Origin of the sequence: Vibrio sp. V10_P2A27P122, from assembly GCF_963874335.1 — a bacterium.
Taxonomy (GTDB): Bacteria; Pseudomonadota; Gammaproteobacteria; order Enterobacterales; family Vibrionaceae; genus Vibrio; species Vibrio anguillarum.
Genome location: NZ_CAWNHY010000009.1, coordinates 1 through 12,575 on the forward strand (window position 1 = coordinate 1; position 12,575 = coordinate 12,575).

Annotated in this window: 8 protein-coding genes and 1 pseudogene; 3 read left to right on the plus strand and 6 right to left on the minus strand. The window is 44.0% G+C overall.

Annotation, left to right across the window (positions count from 1 at the left end):
* Positions 1-208: 208 nt before the first annotated feature.
* Positions 209-548, minus strand: a pseudogene (locus tag AACQ17_RS00540) (YggL family protein).
* A gap of 331 nt (positions 549-879) precedes the next feature.
* Between AACQ17_RS00540 and AACQ17_RS00545 the strand changes: the two are divergent.
* Entirely contained in the window at positions 880-3,261 is a 2,382-nt protein-coding gene (locus AACQ17_RS00545; RefSeq protein WP_094147177.1) for a glycoside hydrolase family 2 protein, read from the plus strand.
* Positions 3,262-3,392: 131 nt separating this feature from the next.
* On the opposite strand, the gene AACQ17_RS00550 is transcribed toward AACQ17_RS00545, so the two are convergent.
* The 3 genes from AACQ17_RS00550 to AACQ17_RS00560 form a co-directional block, all read right to left on the minus strand.
* Complete coding sequence (locus AACQ17_RS00550) at positions 3,393-3,614, minus strand: hypothetical protein (protein ID WP_010319365.1); 222 nt, start codon at positions 3,612-3,614, stop codon at positions 3,393-3,395.
* A 137-nt stretch (positions 3,615-3,751) separates the two neighbouring features.
* Positions 3,752-4,756 carry a LacI family DNA-binding transcriptional regulator gene (locus AACQ17_RS00555; protein ID WP_094147178.1) on the minus strand — a complete coding sequence of 335 codons (1,005 nt, stop codon included), beginning with the start codon at positions 4,754-4,756 and terminating at the stop codon, positions 3,752-3,754.
* A 107-nt stretch (positions 4,757-4,863) separates the two neighbouring features.
* Positions 4,864-6,300, minus strand: coding sequence for a 6-phospho-beta-glucosidase (locus tag AACQ17_RS00560; protein ID WP_094147179.1), 1,437 nt, complete (start codon positions 6,298-6,300; stop codon positions 4,864-4,866).
* A 274-nt stretch (positions 6,301-6,574) separates the two neighbouring features.
* Here AACQ17_RS00560 and AACQ17_RS00565 point away from each other — a divergent pair, with 274 nt between their 5' ends.
* On the plus strand, positions 6,575-8,035 hold the full coding sequence (locus AACQ17_RS00565; protein ID WP_094146865.1) for a DEAD/DEAH box helicase: 1,461 nt from the start codon (positions 6,575-6,577) through the stop codon (positions 8,033-8,035).
* 69 nt (positions 8,036-8,104) lie between these two features.
* Here AACQ17_RS00565 and AACQ17_RS00570 read toward each other — a convergent pair whose 3' ends face one another.
* A complete protein-coding gene (locus tag AACQ17_RS00570; RefSeq protein WP_094146866.1) occupies positions 8,105-10,552 on the minus strand; it encodes a trimethylamine-N-oxide reductase 2 in 2,448 nt (815 codons plus the stop codon).
* Positions 10,553-10,574: 22 nt separating this feature from the next.
* Entirely contained in the window at positions 10,575-11,669 is a 1,095-nt protein-coding gene (locus tag AACQ17_RS00575; RefSeq protein ID WP_088732485.1) for a NapC/NirT family cytochrome c, read from the minus strand.
* A 566-nt stretch (positions 11,670-12,235) separates the two neighbouring features.
* Here AACQ17_RS00575 and cspE point away from each other — a divergent pair.
* Positions 12,236-12,448 (plus strand): transcription antiterminator/RNA stability regulator CspE, encoded by a 213-nt coding sequence (gene cspE, locus AACQ17_RS00580; protein WP_010317961.1) that lies wholly within the window; start codon positions 12,236-12,238, stop codon positions 12,446-12,448.
* Positions 12,449-12,575 lie beyond the last annotated feature (127 nt).

The window sequence follows — 12,575 nt, forward strand, 5'->3', positions numbered from 1 at the left end:
CCTTTTGATAAAGCGCTATGGAACCGTTTAGTGGTTTCGATTGTTGGTCACGCTAATAAATTCAACAATCCTTACTTTGTTAAACATGCTGATTTTTAACGTAATAAAATTTAGCGTAATAAAAAAGCCTGAGTGGTTTCACTCAGGCTTTTTTGTCAGACATCGCAAATGAAAAGCACTGGCTGAATAACGTAGAATAGAAGAGCAATTAAGCGTAATTGGCATCCACTAATTCACCAGCAACAACTTTGCTTACTTCAGCACGATTTTCTAACCATTTTACAACCAACGCTTTATCTTCTTCTGTTGCTGAACGGTAGCGATCGGCTGCGCATACAAAGCCGTCAAAGATCTCTAATCCACCACCACCGAAACAAAGGCCGATGCTATCAACGTAATCAATAAACTCATCAACGAAGAGATCGTATTGTTCAAAGTCTTTGATAGACGTTGTACAGCTAACTTCAAAACCGAGGATCGCAAATTCACCTAAAAACAGTTTCTTACGGATACGGCGGTTTTTATTTTCTTAGCTTGTCGATTTTCATCATATTTTCTCTCTCTGTTTGAATGCGGCATTTATACACCTTTCAGCACCATTTCCAAAAATGATTCTTTAAAAAAACCGCCACAAGCGGACACTTTCACAACAAATTGTTTCAAGATGTACCAAGACAAAACAAGTTAAAACAAGCCGCTCGTCAAGCTTAGTGACGTCAAATTAAAGTCAAGAAAATCATAATTATTGACTGCTTCGCAACTTAATCTAAAAACTTCGCACAACTTTTGAGCCTGCCACCCATGCACATTTTTATTTCATAGTGCATGGTTAAATCAGCTCATTTAGCCCTTGTAAATCGTATTTTTTGAGGTGGATTTATGTTTGATTTAAACGGTGAATGGCGATTGAGCTCACCCGAGTATCCCGATATCCAAATCGCGATGACACTGCCCGGTGACCAGTATCATGCATTACTGCAAGCGGGTTTGATCCCTCATCCCTATTATGCATCCAATGAATCTCAGGTTCAGTGGGCTGGTTTATGTCATTGGGTATTAACAAAAGCGATCACTTTAAATGCGGCAGACCTTCAGTGCCCAAACAACTTACTGGAGCTGAATAAGGTCGATACGTTTGCTGATCTATGGATCAACGGACAGAAGGTTTTACAGTGCCATAATGCTTTTCAAACCTATACCGTTAATATTCGCCCTTATCTGCAAATTGGTGTAAATCATTTTGAATGGCGATTTGAACCTGCCGCTTCGGTAGCCAAGCAAAGAGCCGATGAGCTGCCCTTTCCCATTCCGTGGGCGCAAGGGAATAATCAACTTCCTCACATGAACACCGTGCGAAAACCTCAATGCCACAGTGGTTGGGATTGGGGTATATGCCTTGCTGTTTGTGGTATTTTTGCACCAATGCAATTAAAAACGGTACAAGAATATTCACTGCTGGGTGTGGATATTGAACAAGTTTGGCATGCTTTAACACACGTTACGCTGCACGTGAGAATACGGCATAGCGAATCGCTCTCCACACCCATCACACTTACTTTTGGCGATCAAACTATTACGATCGATAGTGAGGCTTTTTGCAACCAAAGCAGTGTGGATATTGATGTCCACCATCCGCATCTCTGGTGGCCAAACGGTTACGGTGACCCTTATTTATACACACTGTCTATTGCCATGGCACAGCAGCAGATCAACCGCCAAGTTGGCTTAAGACGTCTCACGTTGCGCACTGAGCAAGATTCCATCGGCAGTGAAATGACCTTTATCGTGAATGAGGTCTCGATATCAGTGAAGGGCGCGAATTGGATACCAATGGACGCCATGCCAAGCAAAGTCAATTTTTCCCGTTATCAACAGCTGCTACGAGCCGCACAAGAAGCTCACATGAATATGATTCGTGTGTGGGGAGGAGGTGATTATGAACACGATCATTTCTATCAACTTTGCGACCAACTCGGATTATTAGTCTGGCAAGATCTGATGTTTTCCTGTGCACAATACCCTTCAACACCGAGTTTCTTAGAAGAGGTAAAGCAAGAAGTCACACAACAAATACAACGTTTGAAGCACCATGCTTGTCTTGCCATTTGGTGTGGTGATAATGAGGTGATTGGTTCATTAACTTGGTATCCAGAATCTCGAGAAAACCGTGAAAAATACTTAGTCAATTACGACCGACTCAATCGTTTTTTAGAAATCCTCGTCAATGAACAAGATCCAAATCGCCGTTTTTGGGCAAGCTCACCTTGCAATGGTGAGTTAGATTTTGGTGACGCTTGGCATGATGATAATAAAGGTGACATGCATTTTTGGGATGTGTGGCATTCAGGTAAATCCTTTGACGCTTACCATTCAATATCCCCACGATTTTGTTCAGAATTCGGTTATCAGTCTTGGCCTTCATTTAGTGAAGTGAAGCAGATTATCCCAGAAAGCGACTGGAATATCAGTGCGCCTCATTTTGAACATCACCAAAAGAATGCTCGTGGTAATAGCATCATCACCGAAATGTTTACTCGCTATTTCCGTTTCCCGAATGGCTTCCAGCAGATGCTTTATTTGAGCCAAGTTCAGCAAGCCATGGCAATTAAAACGGCTGTCGAAGCGTGGCGGGCAACCTCACCGATTTGCCGTGGCATATTATATTGGCAACTCAATGACAACTGGCCCGTCGCGTCTTGGTCAAGCATTGAGTATTCTGGACGCTGGAAACAATTACATTATCACGCCAAACGGTTTTATAACCCGCTTTTGGCCTGTTTTTCTGAAGATGAGAAACACCTATCACTGAGAGCCATTAATGATGCGCCCGGTGAGCAATACCTTGTGGGTGACATATATTGGTTTGGATGGGAAGGAGAATTGCGAAAGCATTGGTCAATCAATGAACGACTGCCCCAAGAGAGTAACCAAATCGTGTGGCAACACACAATAAAGGATTTCACACCAGAAAAAGGAGCGATCTACTTTGTCAGTACGGATGGCCAGCGGGATAATTTTTGGCTGCCGGATGTACCCAAACGCTTGCCCTTAAAATCGGCCCGCATATTGTGTGAATATCGTGCGGGCAGTCTCTGTTTGACCACTGACCGACCTGCACTTTACGTTCACCTAGAACATGACAACGTACTACAATTTTCTGACTCCAGCTTCTTTTTGCTCCCCAACCAAATGCGGACAATCGCCTTTAGATCAGACGATAAATCTCACTTAAACTGTACTATTTATCAACTGGCTGAATGAACTGAGCCGAATAAAGACAAACGCTCAGCCTTAAGGAAGGAAACGAAAAAGAGCTGCGCATCAAGCAGCTCTTTGCAAGCTAAACCATTTTTGCTAATGCATGTTCAACATTGGCTCATGTCAAACACTGACTAATGTTGAACACCAGATGGATTTTCACCAAATTCAGTCTGTTGATAAATATCTGCAAGGGTTTTTGCACGTTTTGCTGCCTTGCGTCGTTTCGTTGGTTCAAAGTATTGCTCGACCTGCTTCAATGTCTCTTCATGGTCTTGCGCGGATTGGACAAAGTCTGGGTTGGCTAACGCTTCTTGGCGAAGGCGGTTAACTCGTTCTAGCGTTTCCCACAACATATTTCACCTCCAACTTCACTGTGCATACATACAGCTTAGTAAAGAGTGACATAATGTCAAGCAATTAACTGTGGATTTATACAGTTAATTAAAATAAACGCTCATTATTTCAATGAGTCATTAATCTGCGAGGCCTCTTAAGGTGCGCACGTTGATTCTCGAAGCACCAGCTTACCTAGATAGCGATGTATCTTGGCATCATCCGAGCCCTTCCCTTCAGCCAATTGTAGGGCCAAGGCTACTGCGTCCTTCGTCAGTTGCTCAATAGGAAGCGATATTGTTGAGAGATTGGGCACCGAATACGCAGCCGCAGGCTCATCATCAATCCCCATCACAGAGACCTGATTGGGTACCAAAATGGCATGTTCGTAAAGTGCGCGCATTGCTCCTAGTGCCATATCATCGTTACAAGCAAAAATAGCGCTGAACTCACTCTGTTGTTCTAATAACCGTTGAACCGCGGCATAACCCGCCAGCATAGAATTATCACCTTCAACAACGAGCGTGTGATTGAGCTCAATACCAGCCTGCTGCAAGCCTGACTGATAAGCAGCAAATCGCTGTTGTCCTGTATCACTGTCCAAAGGGCTAGTGATGCAAGCAATGCGGCGATGGTCAAGTTCAAGCAAGTGATTAATCGCTAAAGAAGCGGCTTGATGCTGCTCAAAACCAAAACTATGCAAACCGACTTCTTCCAAGGTTCGATTGAGTACAATCAGTGGCACTGAAACATCAGATTGCAATGATGCCAGCTCATGATTCGACAAATGGCGGCTGTAAAGCATGATGGCGTCACAACGCTGAGTGAGCAATGAGCGCACTGCTGCTAATTCGCCTGCCGCGTTATCGTGACTGTCCATGACAAGTAAGGTCTTACGTGCTTGCTCGGCACCTTGTGCTGCTTGATGCAATAAGCTGCCAAAATAACTCCCTTGAAACTGAGGAAGTATCAGCCCAATCGCATTTGCACTGTTTGTGGCTAATGCTTGCGCCAACACATTAGGTTGATAACCCAAGGTGGACATGGCTTGTAAAACGGCTTCTCGCGTACTTGCTTTTACTTGGCCAGTTTGATTGAGTACGCGCGATACGGTGGCTTTAGACACGCCCGCTGCTTTACAAACGTCATTGATTGTCGCCATGGTGACTCCTAATAAAAACCCCCGACTCTTGGAAGCCGAGGGAGTTTACCTAATTTCCTAAGCTGGATGAACGCTCTCAATCAACAATTATTATTGTCATTCCACGTTTATAATTGTTCGCCATTGGTTTTGATCACGGACTGATACCAGTAAAAGCTTTTCTTTTTACTGCGAGCCATTGAACCAGAACCATCATCGTGTTTGTCTACATAAATGAAACCGTAACGTTTTTTATATTCACCAGTGGTGAACGACACACAATCGATGCAGCCCCAAGGGGTGTAGCCCATGACATCAACGCCGTCTATAGCAATGGCCTTCTTCACTTCTCGTATATGTGCTTGTAAATACTCAATCCGATAATCGTCTTGCATTTGGCCTTGCTCATCGACTTCATCGATTGCCCCAAAACCATTTTCGACAATAAAAATCGGTTTCTGGTAGCGTTCATACAACTCAGAAAGCGCGTAGCGAAGCCCTACCGGGTCAATTTGCCATCCCCAATCAGACGCTGTGAGATAAGGGTTTAAGCGACTTTGTTTAAATAAACTGGTTGTTTCACCTTCAGCGTTGCGATCATCAGAGACAATATTCGTCATGTAATAGCTGATCGCAAGGTAGTCGGCACAACCCTTACGCAGTATCGCTTCATCACCATCGAGCATATCAACGGTTATCGATTTTCGCTCCCATTCACGCCAAATATAGCTTGGGTAATAGCCACGAACTTGCACATCGCTGAACAAGTACTTCTCTCTCATCATTTCTTGAGAGCGGATCATATCTTCTGGACGACACGACGCGGGATAAAGCGGCATCATATGAATCATGCTACCCATTTGAAATTGAGGGTTGATCTTATGACCGAGATCGACCACTAAAGCACTGGCAATAAATTGGTGATGCATGACTTGGTACATCACCTGCTCTGGGTTGTCATGTTCAGTGAAGATCACCCCTGAGTTACAGTAGCCAAACAGTGGGAATTCCCAATTTCGCTGGTTATTGATCTCATTGAAGGTAATCCAGTATTTCACTTTCTGTTTATAACGCTCCATCACCACTTGGCTAAAGTTAACGAAAAAATCCACAAGCTTGCGATTTGCCCATCCCCCGTATTGTTGTACAAGGTGGAATGGCATCTCAAAATGCGAAAGCGTAATAACTGGCTCAATGCCGTATTTCAGCAATTCATCAAAAAGATCATCATAAAATTGTAGCCCTGCTTCATTGGGCGAGACTTCGTCACCTTGTGGAAAAATACGAGTCCAAGCAATTGAGGTTCTAAAACATTTAAAACCCATCTCAGCAAAAAGTGCAATGTCACCTTTGTAATGACTATAAAAATCAACGGCTTCATGATTAGGATAGAAATAATTTGCATCCACACCGGAGGTCATCACCCTAGGTACTTCATGCGCTCCTTTTGAGAGCACATCGACAATGCTGACTCCTTTTCCACCTTGGTTCCATCCACCTTCAACTTGATGTGCTGCTACAGCCCCACCCCATAAAAAATCTTTTGGAAAACCATTCGTTGCCATCGTCATCTACCTCGTCTTCATTTGCTGACTCAATGTACCCTTATGTCGATCTAATATGCTATTTCACGCCATGTGGACACGTTGTATAGAAATACATCATCGCTTTGCTACTTTGCGTGACATCATAAACGATTATCGTAAAAATGTAACCGGTTTCGGAAACCGGTTACATTTAAATTAATAATTCTAATGTTCTCGGAAGAAAATACGCACTATTTGTTACTGACAAGTGGCAAACAGAGACATTCCGTAGCACTTTTGCTGTGACTACTGTATGCTTGCGCCTTTCCGCAACGTGATGCGGATCACTTCCTTATTTACATATCGAGACATTTTAATGAGTTTTGCCTCTCTGGGTTTATCCCATGCCATCCTGAAAGCCGTTGCTTCTCAAGGTTACGAAACACCATCGCCAATTCAGGCGCAAGCTATTCCAGCCGTTCTTGAAGGCAAAGATGTGATGGCAGCGGCCCAGACAGGTACCGGAAAAACCGCAGGATTTACCCTGCCCATTTTGGATCTATTAGTTAAAGGCCCAAAAGTAGGCCCCAACCAAGTGCGTGCATTAATTCTGACGCCGACACGTGAATTAGCCGCGCAAGTTGCCGACAACGTGGCAACTTACGGACAAAACCTTCCACTACGCTCTGAAGTTATTTTCGGCGGTGTGAAAGTTAACCCACAGATGATGAAAATGCGTCGTGGAGTAGATATCTTGGTCGCGACACCGGGTCGACTGCTGGATTTATACAACCAAAATGCGATTAAATTTAACCAATTAGAAATTTTAGTCTTAGACGAAGCGGATCGCATGTTAGACATGGGCTTCATTCGTGACATTAAAAAGATCCTTGCACTGCTGCCAGCAAAACGTCAAAACCTACTCTTTTCGGCCACTTTCTCTGATGAAATTCGCCAACTTGCGAAAGGGTTAGTTAACAACCCAGTCGAGATTTCGGTTACGCCACGCAATAGTACCGCCAAAACCGTCAAACAGTGGGTACATCCTGTAGATAAAGCGAAAAAACCAGCGCTATTGATTCAACTAATCAAAGAAAATAATTGGCAACAAGCGTTGGTATTTACACGAACTAAACACGGCGCTAATCGCTTAACCGCACAACTTGAAGGCAGTGGCATCAGCGCCGCCGCGATTCATGGCAACAAAAGTCAAGGCGCACGTACTAAGGCATTGGCCAATTTTAAAAGTGGTGAGATCCGCATTTTAGTAGCAACGGATATTGCCGCTCGCGGCATTGATATTGACCAATTACCACAAGTGGTAAACTTTGAATTGCCTAACGTCCCTGAAGATTATGTTCACCGAATTGGCCGTACAGGCCGCGCAGGCGCTGAAGGCAATGCGATCTCTTTGGTCTGCGCCGATGAAGCAAAAGACATGTTTGCCATTGAGCACCTTACCCAAAATTTACTAGAACGAATTGAGGTTGAAGGCTTTGCGCCAGTGAACAAATTACCGGCATCTCCTTCGCTACAACCGATTAAAGCGAAAAAGCCGAAAAAGAACAAACCAGAACATAATGACGGACAGCGCTCTGGTGATGTAGCAAAAGGTCACAGCATAAGCGCGAATACCAAAACTAATGACAGAAAGCCGAAAGCGGCCAATTCCACTCGTTCAAACAGCAACAAACCAAGTGCAAACCAACCCACGAGAAGCGGATCGGCTGGACAAAATAGACCTCGTAGAGCAAACAAAATCGCGGCGAGCTGATATTACTCACTGACTACGACTCTCTGATTAAAAAGTAAAGGCCACTCTCATCTAGTGGCCTTTTTGCTTTTACGCGCCTTTGGGCGGTGTGAATGCGGTTAGAGGAAGTGGCTCTCCTGTATATTTCTCTATTTTCACAATTGAAGAGTTACCAGCACAGCCATTGGCTAACCTTGAAGTAGGTATGTCAGCGGTCAGTACGTTGCATCCTCCGTTTTTACATAAACCATGAGGTTTATCAAAATCGGGCCATGCCCCTTCATGAATACAGACCGAACCTTGCTTAATTCCATCCGTGATCAGCGCGCCAACTAAGACTTGGCCACGTTGGTTATAAGCACGAACAAGATCGCCATCTTTGATCCCTCGAACTTTTGCATCTTCTGGATGAATCCAGATCGGTTCACGGTTTGCTATCGCATATTGCTCGCGTAGTGCCGCATAGTTTAACTGGCTATGGAGACGATGAGCCGCATGCGATGTCATCAATTGCAGTTCATCGGCTTGAGCATTCCCTACCCACTCCGTTGGCGGCATCCACATAGGATGTGGCGGGCAATCGCTATATTTGAAGCCTTCGATGGTTTTGGAGAAGATCTCAATCTTGCCACTTGGTGTACCAAGAGGGTTCAGGATAGGATCCTCTCTGAAAGAGGAATAACGCACAAACTTCGCATTCGCTTCGTTCCATTTCATCTCAATGAGCTGATTTTGTTTCCAAAAATAGCTGAAGTTAGGCATTGCAATCCGATTCTGGCGACCGATAGCTTGAGCTCCTTTATAGAAACCAGCCAACCATTCCATTTCGGATTTATTTTCCGTATACACTGCACGTCCGCCCGGTTTTAACAGCTCCGCCATATCAGCAAATACATCAAAATCATTTCGCGCTTCAAATTGAGGCTCAATTGCCTGTTTCATCGGCACTAAATGTTGATTGCTATAATCCCCTGTCATGGTGAGATCATTACGCTCAAATGACGTCGTGATGGGCAGTACAATATCAGCGTGTTTTGCGGCCGCAGTCCAATAAGGCTCAGAGATAACGATGAGTTCCGGCTTTTGCCACGCTTTAATCAAACGGTTGGTATCTTGGTGATGAGTAAAGTTTGCACCGCCCGCCCACCAGATCATTTTGATGTTAGGAAATGTTTTCTCATGCCCGTTGTGTTGATATTGACCGGATGGGTTTTCCAACGCTTCTACAATACGAGCCACAGGAAAACTATTTACTGCTCCAGAAACGGCCCAATCATTACCCGCAGATGAACCACCATCAATAGCCGCTGATATAGCAGGTAAAACACCCGCAGTCCGCGTTGGGTTACCGCCATTGGAATAGTGATATGAAAAACCAAACCCACCACCGGGTAAACCGATCTGCCCTAGCATTGCAGCCAGAGTGACAAGCATCCAGTGTTTTTGTTCACCATATTGCTGACGTTGGATTCCCCAACCAGCCATGATCATAGTTCTATTTTTGCTAAAAATATCAGCCAATAGCTCTAGTTGTTTGGCAGGAATGCCACAAATTGCCTCAGCCCATTGTGCTGTCTTTGGCGTGCCATCAGAATGACCTAGCAGATAAGCTTCAAACTTGTCGTAACCAGCGGTGTATTTATTCAAAAATTCGAGGTTATGTTGGCCCTTTTCAACTAATGAGTGGGCGATCCCCAACATCATCGCAACGTCAGTACCAGGATGCGGTGCAATCCACTGAGCGTTTTCACCAAAAAATTCGATGGTTTCCGAACGCATAGGATCGATAGCGATAATGGTTTTTTTAGAATGTTTGAGTTGATTAAAAAACTCAAGCCCCGCGCCGTCGGTACTGCTCCATGCTATTTTCAGTGTATTAATAGGGTTAAGCCCCCAAAGCACCACAACATCACTACTTTCAAGTACAACAGGGTAAGTTGTTTGTTGTTCATACACTTCTATTGAGCCTACAACGTAAGGCATGATGACTTGCGCAGCACCCGTAGAATAATCACCTAAATGACCCGAATAGCCTCCCGCCATACTCATATAGCGTTGCAGTAGGGTTTGGGCTTTATGTAAAATCCCACTGGATCGCCAGCCGTAAGAGCCCGCAAAAATTGACTCGGCTCCATAAGCAGTGCGAATACGGGCATGCTGTTGGTGGATTAATTGCAGCGCTTTTTCCCAACTAACGCGGACGAACTCATCGTCTCCTCGTTTACCATCTGGCATATGGGGATTGGCTAGAAAACCTTTACGCACCATCGGGTATTTGACCCGCGCTTGAGTATGCACTTGATCTGGCGCTGAGGTTTGTAGACTATTGGGTACGGTTTGCGGCAATGCATTCTTGGAGGAAATAATTTTCCCATCCTTAACTTCAACCAGCATAGCGCCCCAACGCCCAGCAGTCAGTACACCAGCTCCTCGCGGTGCGGAAGCGAGAACTGGCATGGGTTTAACCGAAAAAATAGCGACCGCACCTGCAGTTGCACCAGCGCTTTTTAGAAAACTTCGACGTGTGAGAGTAGTCATCACTGAATCCTTATTTCATTTTTTATTGGGCAACAACATCTTTCGCATTATATTGGAAATATTTCGTGAGGATTTCTAGATCCTCTGCGGAAATAGAGGTACGGTCCCCCATACTTTTTGCCACAGAAGGCCACGCGTTAACCGTAAAATGGTTACTCGGAATTTTGGCATGACATGTTGAACAGTAAACATTGTCCAATTGCTCAGCGTATGCCCAAAGCGAATCCATTTTACTCAACACTGGCGTGTCGATGTCCCCGGCAAGTGTTACTTGACGCCACTGATTTCCGTAGGCATCTTCGTTATACTCTTTTACGCTCAATGCTTTTTGCCCTGCTTCAGTTAACATAGCAATCACAGCACGCTTACCTTCACCCATATACAAGACTTGTTCTGCACCTTGCATCTGATAACCACTCAATTCAACGGTGCGCTTGCCATCGCTTTCATTCAATACTTTCAGCGGCGTCGCTGGATTGATCGTTCCGAAATCAGAAATGGGCGTAGATTGCATCGCATAAACAATAGAAGTGCCCACAGGGGTTAACTTTGCCTCTTCGACCAAATGGGCTAATGCTTGGCTGTCCATTTTGACTTCAGGAAGCATGTGCGCCACACCTTTATGGCAATCAATACAGGTTTGATTATTGTCGATACCGTACTGATGCATTTTTTGTGCTTGCGCCGTTTGGTCGTAAATCTCCATCGCATCTTCACTGTGACATGAACGACAGGTCGCAGAATCGTTCGCTTTTAATTGCGCCCAGACAGTTTCAGCCATCTCGGCTCGATGCGCTTCATACTTTTCAGGTGTGCTGATCTTCTTGGTAATAAACTCATGATAGATATCTTTGGACGCCCTGATTTTAGTGACTAAATAATCCATAGTATCAGTGGGTATATGGCAATCAGCACATTCTGCACGGATGCCTTTGGCATTGCTGAAGTGTACCGAGCCTTGATACTCCTGAAAGGGTGCTTGCATAGTATGACAAGAGAGACAAAATTCCGTACTCGACGTTTTTTCTAAGATGACATGAGTTCCTCCAAGGCTTAACCAACCGAGCAGCACCCCAATAGCAAGAACTCCCACTATCATTCTTTTTTTAATATTCATTATTCCTCACAAATCTCAACGGATGTGGTTTTGACAGAACACGTTGCATTTATGTGATGCGCATCGTATTCCATAAGGAAATCATACCCCCAAAGAGGGATGTCAACTTGACAGTAGTCAATTTAGACAAGGAACAGGCGTGACCTATGTCACCTTTCCTATAAATTGATAAAATAGAAAATAAATAGCCACACAGATGATAGAAATTAAAAATACATAAAACACAACCGATTGATATTAAAAATAAAAGACAAAAACCCCAAAGATAGGCAGAGCCTTATCACTGATAATGTTGACTAAAAATGGTTTGAAAAGTAACAAAAATCACGAATAACCTGCTCAGATTCCTAATGCTCAATTATTTTAAAATAAATGCTTTACTTTGATTGAGGACCATGCGATTATGTGTCCGCTCTGTTGAACAGGGTTATTAATGTAACAAGTAAGCCAAAGTTCCCTTTCAGATTCAATTCAAAGTGTCCTCTAGTTTCATGGTCTCATTTAAATAATTCGTCTCAAAGCAACACCTGTATTTTAAAATTTTTTATTTTTATAAGGGACATAACATGTCTAACACTACTACTGGCACTGTAAAATGGTTCAACGAAACTAAAGGTTTTGGTTTCATTTCTCAAAGCAACGGCGGTCCAGATGTATTCGTACACTTCCGCGCTATCGCTTCTGAAGGTTTCAAAACTTTAGCAGAAGGCCAAAAAGTATCTTTTGTTGTAGAACAAGGTGCTAAAGGTCCTCAAGCTGCTAACGTACGTGCTGAATAATTTCGCATGAATGTGTGAGCGTTGGCACCACGCCAGCGCTCTTATTTTTACCTAGATTATAAATTATAGTTATCAACGTTATCGCTCAAACTTCTGCTCCGTTCCCTCTGCTTATCCCGTTCGAACA